General features: G+C 68.1%; 24 protein-coding genes and 1 tRNA gene. 19 read left to right on the top strand and 6 right to left on the bottom strand.

The features are described from left to right. The first annotated feature begins 47 nt into the window (after positions 1-47). A complete protein-coding gene (locus tag ACWDD7_RS00790; RefSeq protein ID WP_450455487.1) occupies positions 48-620 on the top strand; it encodes a hypothetical protein in 573 nt (190 codons plus the stop codon). A 206-nt stretch (positions 621-826) separates the two neighbouring features. On the opposite strand, the gene ACWDD7_RS00785 is transcribed toward ACWDD7_RS00790, so the two are convergent. The 3 genes from ACWDD7_RS00785 to ACWDD7_RS00775 all read right to left on the bottom strand — a co-directional run bounded on the left by ACWDD7_RS00785 (position 827) and on the right by ACWDD7_RS00775 (position 3,989). Then, positions 827-1,489, bottom strand: a complete 663-nt coding sequence (locus ACWDD7_RS00785) for a hypothetical protein (protein ID WP_450455485.1) — start codon at positions 1,487-1,489, stop codon at positions 827-829. Between the two features lie 632 nt (positions 1,490-2,121). After that, the gene (locus ACWDD7_RS00780) at positions 2,122-2,907 is read right to left on the bottom strand and encodes a hypothetical protein (protein WP_450455483.1); all 786 of its coding nucleotides are present in this window, start codon (positions 2,905-2,907) and stop codon (positions 2,122-2,124) included. Further along, entirely contained in the window at positions 2,904-3,989 is a 1,086-nt protein-coding gene (locus ACWDD7_RS00775; protein WP_450455481.1) for a DUF1152 domain-containing protein, read from the bottom strand. Before ACWDD7_RS00775 ends, ACWDD7_RS00780 begins: the two co-directional genes overlap by 4 nt. An 81-nt stretch (positions 3,990-4,070) precedes the next feature. Between ACWDD7_RS00775 and ACWDD7_RS00770 the strand changes: the two genes are divergently transcribed. From ACWDD7_RS00770 to ACWDD7_RS00705, 14 genes are all read left to right on the top strand, one after another. Continuing rightward, the gene (locus ACWDD7_RS00770) at positions 4,071-4,811 is read left to right on the top strand and encodes a GntR family transcriptional regulator (RefSeq protein ID WP_392215503.1); all 741 of its coding nucleotides are present in this window, start codon (positions 4,071-4,073) and stop codon (positions 4,809-4,811) included. 276 nt (positions 4,812-5,087) lie between these two features. After that, positions 5,088-5,525, top strand: a complete 438-nt coding sequence (locus ACWDD7_RS00765) for an ATP-binding protein (protein WP_392215505.1) — start codon at positions 5,088-5,090, stop codon at positions 5,523-5,525. Between the two features lie 89 nt (positions 5,526-5,614). Beyond that, the gene (locus ACWDD7_RS00760; RefSeq protein WP_450455478.1) at positions 5,615-6,343 is read left to right on the top strand and encodes a GntR family transcriptional regulator; all 729 of its coding nucleotides are present in this window, start codon (positions 5,615-5,617) and stop codon (positions 6,341-6,343) included. Positions 6,344-6,470: 127 nt separating this feature from the next. Further along, a complete protein-coding gene (locus ACWDD7_RS00755; RefSeq protein WP_450455476.1) occupies positions 6,471-6,821 on the top strand; it encodes an SCO3933 family regulatory protein in 351 nt (116 codons plus the stop codon). A gap of 5 nt (positions 6,822-6,826) precedes the next feature. Further along, positions 6,827-8,206, top strand: coding sequence for an FtsK/SpoIIIE domain-containing protein (locus tag ACWDD7_RS00750; RefSeq protein WP_450455474.1), 1,380 nt, complete (start codon positions 6,827-6,829; stop codon positions 8,204-8,206). Positions 8,207-8,288: 82 nt separating this feature from the next. Then, positions 8,289-8,495, top strand: a complete 207-nt coding sequence (locus ACWDD7_RS00745) for a hypothetical protein (protein ID WP_351889172.1) — start codon at positions 8,289-8,291, stop codon at positions 8,493-8,495. Beyond that, the gene (locus ACWDD7_RS00740; protein ID WP_450455472.1) at positions 8,495-9,133 is read left to right on the top strand and encodes a DUF2637 domain-containing protein; all 639 of its coding nucleotides are present in this window, start codon (positions 8,495-8,497) and stop codon (positions 9,131-9,133) included. Before ACWDD7_RS00745 ends, ACWDD7_RS00740 begins: the two co-directional genes overlap by 1 nt. 18 nt (positions 9,134-9,151) lie before the next feature. Next, positions 9,152-9,352: a hypothetical protein gene (locus tag ACWDD7_RS00735; RefSeq protein WP_351889167.1), complete on the top strand. Its 201-nt coding sequence runs from the start codon at positions 9,152-9,154 to the stop codon at positions 9,350-9,352. After that, the gene (locus ACWDD7_RS00730) at positions 9,352-9,543 is read left to right on the top strand and encodes a mobile element transfer protein (RefSeq protein ID WP_450455470.1); all 192 of its coding nucleotides are present in this window, start codon (positions 9,352-9,354) and stop codon (positions 9,541-9,543) included. The genes ACWDD7_RS00735 and ACWDD7_RS00730 overlap by 1 nt, the downstream gene beginning before the upstream one ends. A gap of 9 nt (positions 9,544-9,552) precedes the next feature. Further along, a complete protein-coding gene (locus ACWDD7_RS00725; RefSeq protein ID WP_450455468.1) occupies positions 9,553-9,747 on the top strand; it encodes a hypothetical protein in 195 nt (64 codons plus the stop codon). A gap of 13 nt (positions 9,748-9,760) precedes the next feature. Then, positions 9,761-10,009 (top strand): SpdD protein, encoded by a 249-nt coding sequence (locus tag ACWDD7_RS00720; RefSeq protein ID WP_450455467.1) that lies wholly within the window; start codon positions 9,761-9,763, stop codon positions 10,007-10,009. Between the two features lie 130 nt (positions 10,010-10,139). After that, the gene (locus ACWDD7_RS00715; RefSeq protein ID WP_450455465.1) at positions 10,140-11,441 is read left to right on the top strand and encodes a replication initiator; all 1,302 of its coding nucleotides are present in this window, start codon (positions 10,140-10,142) and stop codon (positions 11,439-11,441) included. After that, positions 11,438-11,650 carry an excisionase family DNA-binding protein gene (locus ACWDD7_RS00710; protein WP_358279009.1) on the top strand — a complete coding sequence of 71 codons (213 nt, stop codon included), beginning with the start codon at positions 11,438-11,440 and terminating at the stop codon, positions 11,648-11,650. The genes ACWDD7_RS00715 and ACWDD7_RS00710 overlap by 4 nt, the downstream gene beginning before the upstream one ends. Continuing rightward, the gene (locus ACWDD7_RS00705) at positions 11,650-12,816 is read left to right on the top strand and encodes a tyrosine-type recombinase/integrase (protein ID WP_450455462.1); all 1,167 of its coding nucleotides are present in this window, start codon (positions 11,650-11,652) and stop codon (positions 12,814-12,816) included. The genes ACWDD7_RS00710 and ACWDD7_RS00705 overlap by 1 nt, the downstream gene beginning before the upstream one ends. Positions 12,817-12,906: 90 nt before the next feature. Here ACWDD7_RS00705 and ACWDD7_RS00700 read toward each other — a convergent pair. After that, positions 12,907-12,980: transfer RNA gene (locus tag ACWDD7_RS00700), tRNA-Gly, on the bottom strand. Between the two features lie 284 nt (positions 12,981-13,264). Here ACWDD7_RS00700 and ACWDD7_RS00695 point away from each other — a divergent pair. From ACWDD7_RS00695 to ACWDD7_RS00685, 3 genes are all read left to right on the top strand, one after another. Then, a complete protein-coding gene (locus ACWDD7_RS00695) occupies positions 13,265-13,426 on the top strand; it encodes a hypothetical protein (RefSeq protein ID WP_351877781.1) in 162 nt (53 codons plus the stop codon). 108 nt (positions 13,427-13,534) lie between these two features. Continuing rightward, a complete protein-coding gene (gene dcd / locus ACWDD7_RS00690; protein ID WP_285556852.1) occupies positions 13,535-14,110 on the top strand; it encodes a dCTP deaminase in 576 nt (191 codons plus the stop codon). Between the two features lie 12 nt (positions 14,111-14,122). Next, positions 14,123-14,620 (top strand): phosphoribosyltransferase, encoded by a 498-nt coding sequence (locus ACWDD7_RS00685; protein ID WP_351877784.1) that lies wholly within the window; start codon positions 14,123-14,125, stop codon positions 14,618-14,620. 75 nt (positions 14,621-14,695) lie between these two features. On the opposite strand, the gene ACWDD7_RS00680 is transcribed toward ACWDD7_RS00685, so the two are convergent. Then, entirely contained in the window at positions 14,696-15,823 is a 1,128-nt protein-coding gene (locus tag ACWDD7_RS00680; protein WP_351868933.1) for a Yip1 family protein, read from the bottom strand. 173 nt (positions 15,824-15,996) lie between these two features. Between ACWDD7_RS00680 and ACWDD7_RS00675 the strand changes: the two genes are divergently transcribed. Beyond that, positions 15,997-16,326 (top strand): antibiotic biosynthesis monooxygenase family protein, encoded by a 330-nt coding sequence (locus tag ACWDD7_RS00675; protein ID WP_351868935.1) that lies wholly within the window; start codon positions 15,997-15,999, stop codon positions 16,324-16,326. 191 nt (positions 16,327-16,517) lie between these two features. Here the strand turns inward: ACWDD7_RS00675 and ACWDD7_RS00670 are convergent, their stop codons facing one another. Beyond that, on the bottom strand, positions 16,518-18,800 hold the full coding sequence (locus ACWDD7_RS00670) for a (Fe-S)-binding protein (RefSeq protein ID WP_450455459.1): 2,283 nt from the start codon (positions 18,798-18,800) through the stop codon (positions 16,518-16,520). Between the last annotated feature and the right edge of the window lie 98 nt (positions 18,801-18,898).

The following is an 18,898-nucleotide window of genomic DNA, read 5'->3' as shown; positions in this document are numbered from 1 at the left end:
TCCGTGGGTATCGACGGGCGCGGGTGGCAGCGATCACAATCTTGCCTATGAAGGACACCATCGCTGTAGCCCTAATCACCGCTGCGTCAACGCTTGGTGGCGGGCTGACTACCGGCGGCTTTGCCATGTGGGTAAATAGAAGGCAGTTGCAGACACAAAAGTTCAACACTGAGATGGAACGCCTAGAGCAGCGCAGAACACACCACAGAGACACCCGCAAAGAGTCATATTTGATATTCCTGCAACGCGTGGAGTCGTTTCAGGATGCCCTTCGGGCCGCTTGGCGTGCGCAACCTCCATCGAACACTGATGAAGATAATCCATCCCTCGAGGCACTTCTCCCCGCCATGGATCGCCTCTCTGAGGCGCTCAACGTTGTCGCCTTGGAGGGGTCCGAAGAGGTGGCAGGAGCAGGCAGCGCTGTTTGGCAACAGATGCAAAGCGAGGGTATCCAACTACACCGCCTGCATGCTGAGCACAGAGGTGTCGAGCGGATGATGTCGGGGATATCGACGCCCCAGTACAACGCCGCAGAGGCCCAACGCCGTGAATCCATCGATACATTCATCCGCATAGCTCGTGGGGTATTGGGCGGAGACGTCCCCGGCTTTCATGGCTAAGGTCAGCGGAGTCGCCGGCTGAGTCAAGTCGACGGGGGTCGTCCTTGTCGGTGGACGGCCCCCGTGCTGCTTGCTGGTTTTGAGGTCTGGTCTCATCCTTATCAGGTCGATCGCGGATCCCTGGGGCGTCTGCCGACTCAGGCTGTGCCTCGACGAACTGTCCGTCGACGTTCGACCACGATCACTGGCGTTCGCCCTTGTTGGTGTCAGTCGCTGGTGTCAGACGTCGGCGGTGGGCTTGACGAGTTGGAGTCGGCGGATCGACTTTCTTGGTCCGGAAGTGCGGGCAAAGGGCGCAGCCCGGGTTCAAAGTTCTGGACCCACACACGTGTACACGAGGGCATCCCTGCGATGGCACCTACCGTCGCACCGAACTTCCGGCCGTCCTCGTGGGTGAACTCAAACTCGTAGCGTTGAGCCTCCGCGTCAGCGCTGGACTGCACAACGGTGAGCTTTTCAACATCCACATCATGGTTCCGGTGAATACGATCTTGCGCGAGCCCGAGTGCTCGTTCGGCCGAGGGCATGAAATTCCATGTCTCACCCTGCGAGCGACCTTTCAGCTTCTCGTAGACAGTCTTGATCGCTGCCGTGATCGCTACGGCGCCAACGCCTCCCGCCACGTTCGACGAGATCTGCATGACGATCTCGGAATAGGACCCCGCCGCGCCCCAGCTGTGCTTGCCGGTCCGCGCAGACACAGTGTGGTTGCTCCGCTCGCCATCAGCCCAAGCAATCGCATCGAGTTCGTCGATGATCTCCTCAGTGAACATGTCAAGCTGGTCGAGTCCTAGATCCCAGACCTCGTACGGGTAGTAGATCGGGTGACCCACCAACGCCACAGAGATGCGGGACTCCTGAGCTCTCATTTCATCCTCCGTGCCGTCCGAATGAATCCGATGCTGACATGCAGCTCTGCTGTCGCGCAGGTGACTTCGCAGATGTGGGTCTGGATGTGCGCCACGCCGCAAAGGGTTGTAAATGCCGCCTTCTACGTGGTTGCCGCACACGCATCCTTCATCGACACGCCAACTGCCCCAGCTCCCATCCCGTCCGCCGTCGACCCACACACCGTGGAGCGGGCGTGGTTCATGGCGTCCAGGTGGAGCGCGCCACTGTACGAACGACCTGGACGCCATGGGCCGCGTCTGCTCGGCTCTGCCTGGGTCGACGGTGGACGGGATGGGAGCACCCCGCGCACGCCACTACGGACTCGCAGACGGGAACGGCGCCCCCTCCATCCCGGTGCCGGCCGATCCCCCGCCGGAGGCATCGTCTTGACCGTAGGCCGCTCTATGCAGTGATCGACTTATGCCTACCGGCCTATCCACATGTGGGCGCGCGTCGGCGGCGGCAGCGCCGAGCGGGCCGAAGGCAGGAGCGCGGGCGCAGCCAGAGCCGGGAAGCGCGCCCGGCGGAGCGGAGCGCAGCCGGGGCTTGAACCCGTAGAGATAGTTGTAACTCACCGGCTGACCGCTTCGTTGATCTTGGGCGAGTCCCATCAGAACGGTGGTTCTTCGCTGTACCCCTCGGCGGAGCTGGGGCCGGCGGGCCATGCCGGTGAGCCTTCGACCGATAGGTCGGAATCGCAGAACAGGAACGGGTTCCGCTGGCCTTCCAAGCCTGAGGAGTCCTCGCCCCATGCGTCGAGGGCATCGATGGCTCGTTCGCGGTGCTGCCAAAGTGGACTCGTGCCCAAGACTTCCCGGACCAAGGGCACCAAAGCCCGTCGGTGGTGGAGCAACTGGGAATCGTCGAGGAGTGGGATGCAGGCTGTCAGAGCCGCTTCGCGCACGTGCCGGTCGGTGTCCTCGGTGCAGGAAAGAGACGCCGAGAACAGGAGAGGCCGAATCATTCGGATGCCGACTGCTGGCGGGTAGCCGTCGAGAGGCAGCCCAAGCCGCTGACACAAGGTTTCAGCCTCGTTTGTTACCTCACTCGCGACTGAGGCAATCCAGGCCAGCAGCTCAGCGCGCATGCAACCAGGGAAGGAACGGCGTTCTTTGATGACGGCCCGGGTCGTACGCGGATCCGGCAAGATCGCGGCTATATACAGCGCCGCGGGTACCGTTGCCTCGTAGAGCGTGTTCTGGTGGTGCAAGGTGCCGTGCAGGTAATCGAGCGCCTTGGTTCTTGTGCTCTGGTCTGCGTCACACAGCGCGGCCAGCATCCCCGGTGCCTCAGTGGCAAACCCATAGGCGTGCCTCAATGCGGCCCAGTCCGTTCCTGCCAGCAAGGCCTGGCCATCAGGCAGACCGGCCGACGCGGGAGTGCCGTCGCTCGTCATACGACCTGCCACAAGGGTGCCGCATACTGCTCCGGGCGGCTGCTGATGAGGAGTTGGCGTAGCTCTTCGCGCTGGGAGCCGCTGAAGTTCAGGGCCTCTGTGATGCGGCGGAAGGTCGTGTGGGTGACTCCCCGGGCTTGGGCCTCCCGCTGGAACTGGTCGAGCCGCGACAGTACGTCATCGGGTTCGAGCTTCGCCGGTGCCGGCCCGGTGAGCCAGGTTGCCTTGTTGCGTTCGTAGTCGATTTCCGAGAAGCCGCAGATTTCCCGGCTGTACGCCTCGGCCTCGTCCAGGGCGGCGGTCGTCATGATGGCGCGGGCCAGGTTGTTGCGGCTGACCGCGTCGTCCAGGTCGACTTCGTGGACGGTGGCTCCCTCGTCGGTGAGGGGGACGGGGAGGCCGGCGTCGCGTACTTCGCAGATACCGCGGACTCCTCGGGCTGTGGCGGCGAGCATCGCGGTTGCCTCTGAGGGGTGCCACTCCAGGACACTGCTGATCGCCTCCACATCCTTCGACGTGAAGGTGTGGGCAAGAGGTCCGAGCAAGGGGCGTAGGACGTCGGGCGAGATCTCGCCGTCCAGCCCTGGGCCTGCGACCAGCAGTCGGATCGGGGCGTTGACCTGGCAGCAGGCAGCGAGGGTGAGCGCGTCGGCGAGTGGGCTCTTCAGCGTGGGTTCGTCGCCCTGGGCGAGGATGTCTCCGCCGACGTCCAGCAGATCGATCGACGCGGGGGTCAGGTGGTCCACCAGTTCTTCCATCTGCCGTGCGATGCCCTCGGCGCCGTGGTGAGGGTCGAGCAAGGCGAACGTGTGCGGGAGCGCTGCCGCGAGCCGGGGGAGTGTGGAACCTGCCGGTGCGATCGGCTCGGCGGTGGCCGGCACTGACCAGACGGAGCGGGTGAGAGGTTCGAGCCCGGTGAAGTTGTTGGCTCCGCGGGGGCCCGGGATCGGGTCGACCAGGAGGCGGTCCCAGGCGTAGGTGAGGATCACCGCCTGGTCCTCGTCGCCGTACAGGGCGGCGTGAAGCATTGCGGCGGCGACAGCGTCGCCCCCTCCTCCTGCTGCGACGATCAACCGCGTCATGTGCTCCACATTACGGGCTCTGGTATTGGCCACTCACCCTATAGTGGCTAAAGGCCATAGCCACTTTTACGAGGAGGGGACATGCCGCAGATCGAGGAGGCTCAGCCGAAGTATCTCCAGATCGCGCACTACATCCGTGATCAGATCCTTCGGGGTGACCTGCGCGCGGGGGACGAGGTTCCCTCGGAACGGCAGTTGGCGGCGGACTGGAAGGTTTCCCGGCCTACAGCGGCCCGTTCGCTGGAGGCGCTGAGCCATCAGGGGCTCGTCGAGAAGCGCCAGGGGTCGGGAACCTACGTGCGCAGCCTCGAAGTGAACCGGCGTGCACGGGAGTTGTACGGCCGCGCTCGGCAGACCGGGAAGATCTACACGCCCGGTGAGTATGCGGTGATCACGTCCACCGGCTGGATGGATGCGCCCGATCATGTCGCTGAGGCCCTGGGGCTGTCGAAGGATCGTCGGGCGGCGCACCGCCGGCGGGTCACGAACAACCAGGACGGCCCGATCACCCTGTCCACGTCATGGTTCGCGCCGGACGTCGGCCAGCGCGCGCCCAAGCTCCTGGAACCCGAGCGGATCCAGGAAGGGACGCTGATGTACGTCGAGAACATGACGGGCCGGAAGGGCAGTTACGCCGAAGACCGCATGTGCGCCCGGACCGCCACCGAGGAAGAAGCAGCTGCTCTCCAACTGGACGCGGGCTCGGCCGTGTTGATCGTCCACCACGTGGTCTACGACCTCCAGGACCGGCCCCTGGAGTTCTCCGAGGCGACCTACCCGCCGCACCGCTGGGCGTTCGAGCAGGGGTACCCCCTCGCCTGATTGGGAGATAGTTCGCGAGAACGGCTTGCGCACCGCAAGTGGCTAATGCCACTATCCAGCAAGTGGCTAAGGCCACTTACGGAAGGGGGCACGGGCGTGACGAGTCGGCGGCCGGATCAGAGCGCGCACTTAGCTTGCCGGGGATGTCGGGGGCGTGGCTGGAAGCGTGTTGGTTCGCGCACATCGGTGGCCCTTGCCGCCGCCAACGACCGCACCCGTGCCACGTCGAAGCGGCGCTGCCTCGACTGCGACGGCAGCGGCAAGGAGTGAGCGCGGATGACATACGTGATCGACCGCTATCCCTGCGAGGACTCGCCGCGGTTGGGAGCGATGATCCTGGATCCGACTCCGGAGTCCGTACCCCGGGCTCGGCGCTGGTTCCGGAAGCTCATCGCTCCGTACAACCCGGCCTGTTCGGTCGACGACTGCACGCTGATGATCTCGGAGCTGGTGACCAACGCGATCCTCTACGGGCGGTCGGAGGGGGAGTGGCGTGTTCGGGTGGAGTGGTTCCGGTACGACACCTCGCTGCGGGTGGAGGTGCACAATCCCGGCTTCCCGGCGAATGTTCGCCTGCGCCGGCCGGACGCCGAGGACGCGCACGGGCGCGGACTGCTCCTGGTCGACTCCATCGCCGAGTCGTGGCACTCCGGGCCCAGCCGCTTCGGGGGAACGGTGGTCGCCTTCGTGATGGCTGATGCCTGGCGGGCATAAGAAGGGTGCCCACCCCTTCTACTGTCAGGGTAGATACATCGCTAGTCTGGTTGACCAGTTGACTTGGCCAATCTCGACGGGCGGCGTTCATGGCGTATGAAGTGGAGGCACCCAAGTACGTGCGCCTCGCGCAGACGATCCAACGTCGCATCGAGGACGGCACGTATGCGCCCGGTACGCGGGTTCCCAGCGAGAATCAGCTGGTTCAGGCATTCGGGATGTCCCGGCCCACAGTCGTGCGAGCCCTGGAGCTGCTGAAGCGGGACGGCTGGCTGGAGTCCCGGCAGGGCTACGGGACGATCGTGCGCGGACGCCCCGCGGTCGTCGAGGAAAAAGACCGGCGCGGCCTTGAGGCCCTGGTGCGTGATGAGTCACGGACTCCTGGCCGCCTGGTCGACGTCGGCGAAGCGGCGGTCCCGGCACGCGTGGCCTCGGCTCTGGGGCTTGCCAAGAGCGCCAAGGCTGTCCGGCGTCGATTCCTGGTCGAGGAGGACGGCGAAGCGGTCGAGTTGGTCTCGTCGTACTTCCCCGCCGGCCTCGTTGACGGGACCGACCTGGCCGCAGGGGACGCGCTGACGTCCGGCATGCGTGAGCACTTGGAGGCGCGCAAGAAAGTCCGCTTCGACCATGTGACGGAGCGGGTGTCCGCTCGGCTACCTGACGCTGCCGAAGCCGAGTTGCTCGGGCTTCCTGACGGCGTTCCTGTCCTGAGTGTCCTCGTCGTCGCCTGTGATGCGTCCGGGCGGGCGCTGCAAGTCTCCGACGTGCTCCTTCCTGCCGATCGGCAGGAACTGGAGGACACCTACCGCCTGAACTGAGCCGTCTGACGGCGCATCAATTCTTCCGCGAATCAAGCTTGACAAGTCAACTTGGCATCTCTAGCTCCGAACTTGCTAAGTCAACTTGTCAGGTTCGAACTGGACCGACTCTGAAGGAGACATCTCAGTGCGTGTGATCCGTGTTGACGCCTCGACCGCCACGATCCTGCTCACGGAAGCGCCGGCGCCGAAGGTGCGTGACCGGCAGACCGGTGAGATCGCCAAGGACGCCGTGAGCGGCGAGGCACTGATGACCGTCGGCGTCGTCTACATCAACGAGGGCGAGTCGTCGCTGATCCAGGTCACCATCCCCGAGAGCGGGGTGACGGAGGGGCTGACCGTCGGTGCCCCGGTCTCGCTGCCGGGTCTGGTGGCCCGGCCGTGGGAAAGCGTGTTCAACGGGCAGCAGCGGCACGGCATCGCCTACCGGGCCACCGCCGTTGCTCCTGGTGCCTTCCCGATGGTTCAGGCGGGCTGATCGCCGTGACGGACCTGGCGACGGTGGCCGAGCTGGGCGGGTCGCTCGCCGCGATAGGTGGCGCGGCCTACGTCCGGCACGCTCACCCCGCGGCGTACTGGTCCACGGTCGGGCTGCCGGTGTCGGTGGCCCGGCTGCTGGCCTCGTACTCCTCGACCATGGACGCCTGCGGCCTGACCGTCGAGCCTCCGCGCTGGCGAGTCCTGGCCGTACGGGCCACCACCCGGCGAGAGGTCCGGCCGGTCCCGCCCCGCCGGGGCCTCATCCGTCCCACCTCGACCGGGCTGCGCATGCGGCTGCGGCTGGCCCCCGGCCAGGAGCCGACGGACGTGGCGGCCTCGGCCGAACGGCTGCGACACGCCTGGGGCGTCCACGCCGTGCACGTCCGGGACGTCAAGCCCGGGCTCGTCGAACTGCGCCTCGTCGGCTTCGACGTCCTCCGGAAAGTGCGCATGCCCCGCAGCCGTACGGGCCTGGGGCTGCTCCGAGTCCCTGTGGCCATGCGGGAGGACGCGACGGCGTACGTCCGTGACTATCGGGCCGTGCCGCATGAACTCGTCCTCGGCGCCACGCTGTCGGGCAAGTCCATGTACCTGCGGAACCTGCTCGCCCGGCTGGCCACTCAGCCGGTCGTCCTGGTCGGCATCGACTGCAAGCGCGGTGTCGAACTGTCACCCTTCGCCGCCCGGCTGTCCGCGCTGGCCACCGACCCTGACCAGGCGGCCGAGCTGCTGCCGGTGCTCGTCAAGGAAATGGAGGACCGATACGACCTGATCAAGGCCCGGCAGGGCATCGCCCCGGGCACCCCGGACGAACTGATCACCTCGGACATCTGGGGACTGCCGGACGACGAACGTCCGGCGCCCATCGTTCTGTTCGTCGACGAGGTGGCGGAACTCTTCCTCGTCGCCACACGGAAGGAAGAGGAACGGCGCGACGAGATGGTCACCCAGCTCATCCGCCTCGCCCAGCTCGGCCGCGCGGTCGGCATCTACCTCCAGGTGTGCGGGCAGCGCTTCGGAGCCGAACTGGGCAAGGGCGCGACCATGCTCCGCGCACAGCTCACCGGTCGCGTCTGCCACCGGGTCAACGACGAAGCCTCGTCGAAGATGGCGCTCGGGGACATCGCCCCGGAAGCCGTCTGGGCCGCCTGCTCCATCCCCTCCGACCGGCCCGGCCTGGCCGTCGTCGGTGACACCTCGGGCGGCTGGTCCCGCATCCGCACCCCGAACCTCTCCCTCGCCGACGCGGCGGCCACCTGCCGCGCCGCAGCGCACTTCGCCCCCGATGTACCGGCCCTCTCGCCCTTCCGCCCGCATGTCCCGACGGCACCCGTAGAGGCGGCGTCCGGGTCGATGGCTTCTCCCCAGCCGGTCACCGAGTAACCGTCCCCGCCCCGCGGCCGGCGCGGCCGTTCCGCGCCAAGTCCCTACCCCTGCCATGCCTGAAAGAAGGAGACCACTTGCCATGTGCCCCGACTGCGAGGACTTCGTGCGGACCGTCTTCCTGCTTGGCCAACTCGCCCTCTACGCCGACACGTCGGGCGCTGACGAGGCGTTCGTCAACGCCGTGACCCCGTCCCTGGCCGTGTCCCTTCCGGAGCCGCCGCCCGGCGCCTTCCCGTCCGACGACGACCCCGACGACGGCCGGGACTGCCGCGGCGAGTCGTCCTGATGACCCGGCCCGCTCTCCGCGCGGACGCGGTCCTGGTCCAAGCCGTCATCGCCGGGGCCCTGTCCTTCGCCCACCTGCACGACCTCGCCGCCGCCGCAGGGCAGAACGGATGGAAGGCGTGGGCCTATCCCGTCTCCGTCGATCTGCTCCTCGTCGCCGCCTGGCACCGGCTCCGTTCCGGCGGGCCGAAGCCGGCCGCCTGGTGCTGGTTCCTCGTCGCCCTGACGGCGTCTCTGGGGGCCAACGTCTCCACGGCCGGACTGCTCGACCTGAACGCCGTACCCGCCTGGCTGCGCATCCTCGTCGCCGGGTGGCCCGCGGTGGCCTTCCTCGGCGGAACCCTGCTCGCTCACGGATCACGGAAAGCGAAGCCCTCGCCGGAAGCGGTCCCGGCGAACAGCGGGACACCGGGGGCCGTGGCTGACCCGGCTCCGGAACTGCCTTCCGCCCCCCTTCCGGCACCCGCCCCGCCCTCGACGCCCACGCCCGTTCCGCCCGCCCTCGTCGCCCTCGCCCGCAAGGTCGCCGACGAACACCGGACCCGGACCGGGACAGCTATCGACACAACGACCCTGCGCGCACGCCTCGGCGTCCCGCTGTCGCTCGCCGAAGCCATCACCGCCCGTCACCTCACTTGACCTGGAGGACATCCCACCGTGCGTCCGTCCACGCTCCGCGCGCTCAACCGCGCCGCCGAGCTGACCCGCCAGAACCGCCTCACCGAGGCAATGCTCATCGCCGAACCCGTGATCCTCACCGCCGACGCGTACGAGGGCGACGAGATCCGGCGGTGGCTGCTCGACCACGTCGCCGACTTCACCGGCGAGAACCACCCGGACTCCAAGGAGCTGCCCTGATGCCCGCCACCCCGCGCTTTCGCCGTGTCGTCCGCATCGGCCCCGTTCAGGTCGCCACCTACTACGACGGCCGGGCCCGCGAGAAGCACGCCGCGACCTGCACCGCCCCGCGCTGCGGCTTCTCCGCCGACTACGACAGCCGCACCGCCGCCGAACTCGCCGCCCGTACCCACCGCTGCCGCGTCCGCTGAGGAGCCACCGTGACCGTCTCGCTGCCGCTCGTCCTGGTCCTGGGCCTCATCGCCTGGGGCGCGGTCAAGTTCCTCGGCGTCCGCGTCTGGATCGTCGTCGTGATCGCGCTGTTCGGCTTCCTGCTCTCCAAGACGTTCCTCGCGCCGGCCATCGACTCCGGCACCCGCTCCGGGGTCGAGGTCGTCAACGGCACCCACGACTGACAGGAGATACGCCGTGCTCCGTCCCAAGCTGCCCGACATCCCGACCCTGCCCACCTCGAACATCGTCAGCACGCATCCCACCCACGCCCCGGCGCCCTCGGCCGGCCGTCCGCTGGCGCCCTACGTGGGCGCGGTCGCCGCCGTGGTCGTCGTCGGCATCGTCCTCACCGCGCTCCTGGCCGCGGTCGCCGTGTCGGCCGTGTCCGTGGCCATCGCCGCCGTGGTCCTGCGCTCCCTCGTCAGCAGCACGAACAAGCGCTGACCGGCCGCCGGGGCGGCAACAAGCCGCCAAGCATCCCGCCGCCCCGGGGCCGTCCTCCCAACCGCCGAAACAGCCGAAAGGAAGAACCATCATCACCCGGCAGACTCCGCCACCGCTGGCGGAACTCTCCATGCTCGCCTCACTCGGCACCCTGCCAGAGTTGGCGCGCCAACTCTCCGGCCTGGGCGGCTGCACCCACCCCGTACGCCTCGACGGCCACCGCACCGAGTACGCCGTCGACACCACGACCGGTGAGGTCGGGCGCGTCCTGCACCACCTCGACTCGGCCGCCCTTCCCGCCGGAAGCCTCCTCGTCCGCTGCAACAACCGCCGTGCCACCCGCTGCCCGGCCTGCGCGGAGGTCTACCGTCGCGACACCTACCACCTGATCACCGCCGGGCTCCGCGGCGGCAAGGGCACCCCTGAGCAGGTCGGCACGCACCCGCGCGTCTTCGCTACGTTCACCGCCCCGAGCTTCGGCCCGGTCCACAACCGCCCCTCCAGCGGACGGCCCTGCCGCTGCGGTGGCTGGCACGACGACACAGACCCGGCTCTCGGCACGCCCCTCGACCCGGACAGGTACGACTACGAAGCCGCCGTGCTCTGGAACGCGCACGCAGGGGCCCTGTGGCGGCGCTTCTCCATCTACCTCCGCCGTGAGGTCGCTAAGCGCGCCGGTCTCACGCAACGGGCCTTCCGCGATCACGCCCGCATCTCCTTCGCCAAGGTCGCCGAGTACCAGAAGCGCGGAGCCGTCCACTTCCACGCAGTCATCCGCCTGGACGGCCCCAAGGGCGGCGATACCTCGCCCCCGGCCTGGGCCACGGCCGAGCTGTTGGGCGACGCAATCCACGCCGCTGCCACCGCCGCTCGTGTCGGCGGTCCGACTGTCGACGGCCAAGCGCACTCATTCGTCTTCGGCCGTCAGCTTGACGTCCGCCCGATCCGCTCCGCCGACTTCGACGGCAGCCAGGAGCTGACTGAGCGGGCCGTAGCGGCGTACATCGCCAAGTACGCCACCAAGGGCGCCGAGACGGCGACCGGCACCCTTGATCGGCCGATCCGCTTCCTCGCCGAGCTGGCCGGTGCCCGGATCACCGACCACGCCCGCCGCATGATCCGCACCGCCTGGGTCCTCGGCGCACGCCCCGAACTGGCAGACCTCCGCCTACGCGCATGGGCGCACATGCTCGGCTTCCGCGGCCACTTCTCCACCAAGTCCCGCCGCTACTCCACCACCCTCGGCGCCCTCCGCAACGCCCGCGCCGAATGGCGCCGCGCACAAGCCGCCCCGCCCACACCCCAGGATGGCGAAACCACGCTCGTCCTCGCGCACTGGGTCTTCGCCGGAACGGGCCTCAGCGCGGGCGAGACCTGGCTTGCCGCGTCCCTCGAACCTGCCCCCGGAACGGAAGGAGAGCCGACCACATGAACGACCGCTACCTGTCCGTCGACCAGGTCGCCGAGCTGTTGGGCACGACCGCCCGCTTCCCCCGGCGGCTCATTGAGGAGCGGCGCATCCGGTACGTCAAGGTCGGCCGACACGTCCGCATCCCCGAGAGCGCCCTTCACGAGTACCTGGCCTCTCGGACCGTGGAGCCGATTCGACTCCGCCGCGTCGGACTGCGGAGGGCTGCCTGATGGCCAACAAGAAGGGCAGACGGCGCCGTTTCGGGGCCGTGCGTCAGTACCGGTCCGGGAAGTGGACGGCGTCGTATCTCGCGCCTGACGGTGAGCGGGTCCGTGCACCGGAGACTTTCGAGACCAAGAAGGACGCTGAAATCTGGCTCTCGCAGGTTGAGGCAGATCTCAGCCGCGGAGACTGGCGCTCTCCCGACGCGGGCGCCGTGAACTTCCGCGAATACGCCGAGAAGTGGGTCGAGGAACGGGAGTTGGCCGTTCGCACCGTGGACCTCTATCACCACCTGCTACGGCTCCACATCCTCCCGACCTTCGGCGCGCTCGACCTGGACGAGATCACCGCTCCTCGCGTCCGCGAATGGCGTGCTGAGCGGCTGCGGGCAACAAGTGCCAAGACCACCGTTGCCAAGGCGTACAGGCTGCTCAAAGGTCTCATGGAGACAGCCGTTGATGACGACCTGATCAGCCGCAATCCATGCCGGATCAAGGGCGCGGGGAAGGAGTCGGCGGCTGAGCGTCGGATCGCCACCGTCGCCCAGGTCGATGCGCTTGCCGAAGCCATCGGCATCCGTTGGCGTCTCATGGTCTACCTGGGCGCGTACGGTCCGATGCGGCCCGAGGAACTGGCCGGCCTTCGGCGGCGAGACGTCGACCTGGACAACCTCGTGATACGGGTCCGTGTTGCTGAGCCCGAGCGCACCAACGGGAAGCGTGCTCCGGGGGTCACCAAGTCCGACGCGGGTGCTCGTCTCGTCGTCCTTCCGGCCTTCTTGGAGAAGGACGTGAGACGTCACCTCGCCTGGTACGCGGAGAAGGGGCCTGATGGCCTCGTCTTCGTCGGCGAGAAGGGGGCGGCCTTCCGCCGTACGTCCTTCGGGCGGAAATGGCGTCGTGCCCGTATGGCAGCGGGTCTGCCGGACGGCTTCCGCTTCTACGACCTTCGTCACACCGGACACACGCTGTCGACGCGTTCCGGCGCGACGCTCAAAGACACCATGGTCCGGGCCGGGCAGTCCTCGGAGAAGGCCGCACTGATCTATCAGCACTCCGACGACGAGCGGCAGCGCGAGCTGGCGGCTGGCCTCGACGAGATGGTGCGCGCCGAGCGTGCGAAGAACCACACGGGCGACTCCGCGCACCACAGGGAGGAGGCCACTGGGACGTAGCCGAGTCCTTATGGTGCGGTTGTGGTGCGCAACCCGCGCACCGGTCTAGACAACAGAAAACCCCCGGGCCGCTGGCCTGGGGGTTTTACGTGGAGCGGGTGACGAGAATCGAACTCGCGCTCTCAGCTTGGGAAGCTGATGTTCTACCATTAAACTACACCCGCGTAAGTCCGGACAAAGCCCCCGAGAGGGGTCCGTGTCCGACGCTCGCTCACTGTACCTCATCGCAGGCCTCCGATGCTCACGGCTCGGGGGCCTGAGTGGGTTTCAGGGTCGGGATCCGGCTGCGGGGGGCGGGAGTTGGGGCGTACGGTGGAGGGGTGGGGAAGGGTCCGGGTGGGGGCCGGAGTGCCGCCTGGAGAGTCGTCTCTTTGATCCCGTAATGTGGCTTTTGTCGTCGGGTTGGTCAGCCCGACGAGCCTCTTGGGGAAGGGACTTAAGGGACTTGATGGAACGCACCGTCGTCCGCTGTGCGGATGGGCACGTCTTCAGCACCGCTTCGTTCCCGATGCAGCAGGCCGAGCGGCTCGGCCCCGGTCGGCTCATGCGGTGCCCTCGATGCGCCCGGCTCCGCAGCGCCGTACCGGTCGCCCTGGAGAAGCAGGGGTAGAAGTGGGAGTAGAAGCAGGTCACGACGCGGCGTAGTCGCGTCGTGACAACCGGCGCGCGGAGTCGTCGCGATTGTCATGGCTCCGCGCGCCTTGCGTATCCTCGCTACGTGCTTCTCTCAGACAAGGACATCCGGGCCGAGATCGACGCCGGGCGGGTACGGATCGATCCCTTTGACGAATCCATGGTGCAGCCGTCGAGCGTCGATGTCCGGCTGGACCGCTACTTCCGGGTGTTCGAGAACCACCGGTACCCGCACATCGACCCCTCCGTCGAGCAGCCCGACCTGACGCGGCTCGTGGAACCGGACGGGGACGAGCCGTTCATCCTGCACCCCGGGGAGTTCGTGCTCGCGTCGACGTACGAGGTCATCTCGCTGCCCGACGACCTCGCCTCGCGGCTGGAGGGCAAGAGCTCGCTCGGCCGGCTCGGCCTGGTCACCCACTCCACCGCCGGGTTCATCGACCCCGGGTTCAGCGGTCACGTCACCCTGGAGCTGTCGAACCTCGCCACCCTGCCCATCAAGCTGTGGCCGGGGATGAAGATCGGCCAGCTGTGCCTGTTCCGGCTGTCCTCGCCCGCGGAGTTCCCGTACGGCAGCGAGCGCTACGGCTCGCGGTACCAGGGCCAGCGCGGACCGACCGCCTCGCGGTCCTACGTCAATTTCCATCGGACCCAGGTGTGAGGCTGCCAGAACATGAGTGACGTGCGGGAGAACCTGACCTACGAGGCGTTCGGCGGTGCCGTACGCGAGCTGGCGCAGACCATCGCCGACGACGGGTACGAGCCGGACATCGTGCTCAGCATCGCCCGGGGCGGCGTGTTCGTGGCCGGCGGGCTCGCCTACGCCCTCGACTGCAAGAACATCCACCTGGTGAACGTGGAGTTCTACACGGGCGTGGGCACGACCCTGGAGATGCCGGTCATGCTGGCGCCCGTCCCCAACGTGATCGACTTCTCCGACAAGAAGGTCCTGATCACCGACGACGTCGCCGACACGGGCAAGACCCTCAAGCTCGTCCGCGACTTCTGCCTCGACACCGTCGCCGAGGTGCGCTCCGCGGTGATCTATGAGAAGTCCCACTCCCTGGTGAAGTGCGAGTACGTCTGGAAGCGCACCGACGACTGGATCAACTTCCCGTGGAGCGTCCAGTCGCCGGTCGTACGACGGGACGATCAGGTCCTCGACGCCTGACGGCACCGGACGGACGAACAAAAGGGCCCTCGGCGCGCGAACCGCGCGCCGGGGGCCCTTCCGCGTGCCCGGGGACTAGAACGTGCCGAGCTTCACGATCGACAACAGCGCGATCAGCTGGATCGCCGACGCGCCCAGCGCCTTCGGCCACGGCAGGTCGTGCGAGCGGGACACCATCATGGTGAGCAGCGCGCCCGCGGCGAGCCAGGTGGCCCAGCCGAGTATCTGCACGAAGCCCGCGTCACCGCCGAAGAACATGGCGAAGACCAGGCGGGGCGTGTCCGTGAGGGCCGTGATCAGCATGGACAGGCCCACCGTGGGCTGCCAGGCGCCGTCGCCGCCGAGCTGGCGGGCCAGGGTGTGGGTGACCACGCCCAGCACGAACAGGCCGAGCACCATCACGACCGCGGTGATCAGCACGATCGGCACCGCGTTGGACAGCGTGGCGCCGATGGCCTCCTTGCGGGCGTTGTCGAAGCCGAAGACCGCGAGCAGGCCGTAGAGGAAGGTCACGATCAGGGCCGGGACCCACATCGTGTAGTCCCGCATGCGCAGGAAGGTCTGGTCGGGGGCGAGCACGATGCCCCGCAGCAGCTCCTTCCAGTGCAGGGGCGGGCCCAGCGGCGCGGCGGGCGCGGCGCCGGCCTGGTAGGTCGAGCCCTGGGTGTAGTCGGCGGCCTCGTCGATGGAGAAGGCCTGGGTGTGGCCCGGGTTGTTGGCCGCGTACGGGTCCGGCGCGCCGCCCGCGTAGCCGTCGTCGAAGTACTCCGGGCCGTCGTCCGCCCGGCCCTGGTGGCCGTACGGCCGGCCCTGCTGCGGGTACGACTGCTGCGGGTGCGGCTGCTGGTACGCCTGGTGTGGGTACGGCGACTGCTGCGGATACGACTGCTGGGGGTACGCCCCCTGCTGCGGGTACGGCTGCTGCGGCGCCGACGGGTAGCCGTACGACGGCCGTCCCGCGCCCTGTCCGGGCGCCTGGGGCCCCTGCTGCCCGTACGGCGACGGGCCGCGTCGCCCGCTCGACGGGCCGGGGCGGGCGCCCGACGGTCCCCGCTGCGCCTGCTGCTGTCCCTGGGGGGTGCGGTCGTCCCGGCCCCCGCGTCCGATCCTGAATCCAGCCACGTCATCGAACGTACCTGGTCCCGGAGGGTGACGTGCCGGGCCCGGCGGTCCGGGCCCGGCATTGCGGCCGACCTGTGACATCCCCTAAGGGGCCGTCAGCCGTTTCACCAGGGATGGTTCCGGGTTTGAACCTGCTCGGCCCGCGAAGACCGCGCCGGCGCCTTTGCGGTGGACGCCGGTAGGTGCGTGAGCGCCGCGGCGCGTTACCGGGTCCCCCTGCGGCGGCCGGCGGGCCGCTGGCGCAGGATGGACTCATGAGCGTAGTGAAGATCAACGTGCTGACCGTGCCCGCCGAGCAGCGGGAGGTCCTGGAGAAGCGGTTCGCCTCGCGGGCCCACGCGGTGGAGAACTCCGACGGCTTCGAGTGGTTCGAGCTGCTGCGCCCGGTCGAGGGCACCGACCAGTACCTCGTCTACACCCGCTGGCGCGACGAGGAGTCCTTCCAGGCGTGGATGGAGGGCCCGATGAAGGCCGCGCACCAGGGCGGCGGCGAGGGCGGCGGCGAGCGCCCGAAGCCCGCCGCCTCCGGGTCCACCCTGTGGTCCTTCGACGTGGTCCAGCAGGCGGGCCCCAAGAACGCGTGACCCGCGGCGGCACCGGGCCTCGGTGACCTACGAGGCCCGGCGCCGCCGCTCCGCGACCGCGGGGCTCCGGGCTCCTCGTGCGGCCCCGCCACCCTCCCCTCGCCACCTCGACCCCACCCCCTGAACACGACAGCGCCCCCTGCCTGTGCGAAGCAGGGGGCGCTGTGGGTCTCAGCGGGCCGTGGCGGCCGTCACTTGACCGGTTCCGGCTCCGGCGCGGTCTCGGTCTCGGACTCGCCCGCCGGGTCCACCGGGGTCCTCACGGAGGCCAGCAGGAGCTGGGCGACGTCGACGACCTGGATGGATTCCTTGGCCTTGCCGTCGTTCTTCTTGCCGTTGACCGAGTCGGTCAGCATGACGAGGCAGAAGGGGCAGGCCGTGGAGACGATGTCCGGGTTGAGGGAGAGGGCCTCGTCCACGCGCTCGTTGTTGATGCGCTTGCCGATGCGCTCTTCCATCCACATCCGGGCGCCGCCGGCGCCGCAGCAGAAGCCCCGCTCCTTGTGGCGGTGCATCTCCTCGTTGCGCAGGCCCGGGACCTTGCCGATGATCTCGCGCGGGGGCGTGTAGATCTTGTTGTGGCGGCCCAGGTAGCACGGGTCGTGGTAGGTGATGATGCCCTCGACCGGGGTGACCGGGATCAGCTTGCCCTCGTCCACCAGGTGCTGGAGCAGCTGGGTGTGGTGGATGACCTCGTAGTCGCCGCCGAGCTGTGGGTACTCGTTGCCGAGCGTGTTGAGGCAGTGCGGGCAGGTGGCGACGATCTTCTTCGCCGACTTCGGCTTCCTGGACTCCGCGGTGACCTTGCCGTCGTCGTCCAGCTCCTCGCCGAACGCCGTGTTCAGGGCCATCACGTTCTCCATGCCGAGCTCCTGGAACAGGGGCTCGTTGCCCAGGCGGCGGGCGGAGTCACCGGTGCACTTCTCGTCGCCGCCCATGATCGCGAACTTGACGCCCGCGATGTGGAGGAGTTCGGCGAAGGCCTTGGTCGTCTTCTTGGCGCGGTCTTCCAGCGCGCCCGCGCAGCCGACCCAGTACAGGTACTCGACGTCGGTGAGGTCCTCGATGTCCTTGCCGACGACCGGGACCTCGAAGTCGACCTCCTTGGTCCACTCCAGGCGCTGCTTCTTGGCCAGGCCCCAGGGGTTGCCCTTCTTCTCCAGGTTCTTGAGCATCGTGCCCGCCTCGGAGGGGAAGGCCGACTCGATCATGACCTGGTAGCGGCGCATGTCCACGATGTGGTCGACGTGCTCGATGTCCACCGGGCACTGCTCGACGCAGGCGCCGCAGGTGGTGCAGGACCACAGCACGTCCGGGTCGATGACGCCGTTCTCCTCGGCGGTGCCGATCAGTGGGCGCTCGGCCTCGGCCAGGGCGGCGGCCGGCACGCCGGCCAGCTGCTCCTCGGACGCCTTCTCCTCGCCCTCCACCGTCTTGCCGCCACCGGCCAGCAGGTACGGCGCCTTGGCGTGCGCGTTGTCCCGCAGCGACATGATCAGCAGCTTCGGGGACAGCGGCTTGCCGGTGTTCCACGCGGGGCACTGCGACTGGCAGCGGCCGCACTCGGTGCAGGTGGAGAAGTCGAGCAGGCCCTTCCAGGAGAACTGCTCGACCTGGGAGACGCCGAAGACGTCGTCCTCGCCGGGGTCGGTGAAGTCGATCGCCTTGCCGCCGGACGTCATCGGGAGCAGCGCGCCGAGCGAGGTGCCGCCGTCGGCGTTGCGCTTGAACCAGATGTTCGGGAAGGCGAGGAAGCGGTGCCAGGCCACGCCCATGTCGGTCTTCAGGGCGACCGTGATCATCCAGATGAAGGAGGTCGCGATCTTCAGGGCGGCGAAGAAGTAGGTGAGGTTCTGGAGCGTGCCGACGCTCATGCCCTTGAACCAGGCGACGACCGGGTACGAGATGAAGAAGGACGCCTCGTAGCCGTCGACGTGGTGCTGGGCGCCCTCCAGGGCGTGCAGCGTGAAGATGCAGATGCCGACGATGAGGATGACGGCCTCGACGAAGTACGCCTGGCCGAAGTTGGAGCCGGCGAAGCGGGACTTGCGGCCCGGCTTGTTCGGCTTGCTCAGCTGGCGGATCGCGATCAGCACCAGGATGCCGATGGTGGTCATGGTGCCGAGGAACTCGACGAAGACGTTGTACGGCGCCCAGTCGCCGATGACCGGCAGGATCCAGTCGGCCTTGAACAGCTGGCCGATCGCGTTGACGATCGTCAGCAGCAGGGAGAAGAAGCCCACCGCCACGAACCAGTGCGCCACGCCGATGACGCCCCAGCGGTTCATCCGGGTGTGGCCGAGGAACTCCTTGGCCACGGTGATGGTGCGCTGTGCGGGCTCGTTGGTCCTGGTCCCGGCCGGCACGGGCTGGCCGAGACGCATGAAGTTGAAGATCTGCAGGAGGGCGCGGCCGAACAGTGCCACGCCGACCACGATCAGGACCAGCGACACGATGATCGCGGCGAGTTGCATTGGGGCTCCTGAGGGCGGCCTCGAATTAACCGAGCAACATTACTAAGCGGTAACTTATGTAGTCCTCTGAGACTACCCCTATCTTCCGCCGTGATGCA

The sequence above is a fragment of the Streptomyces sp. NPDC001056 genome, assembly GCF_053598955.1.
Note: the sequence above shows the minus strand (reverse complement) of the source record. Positions and strands in the feature narration are given on the sequence as shown.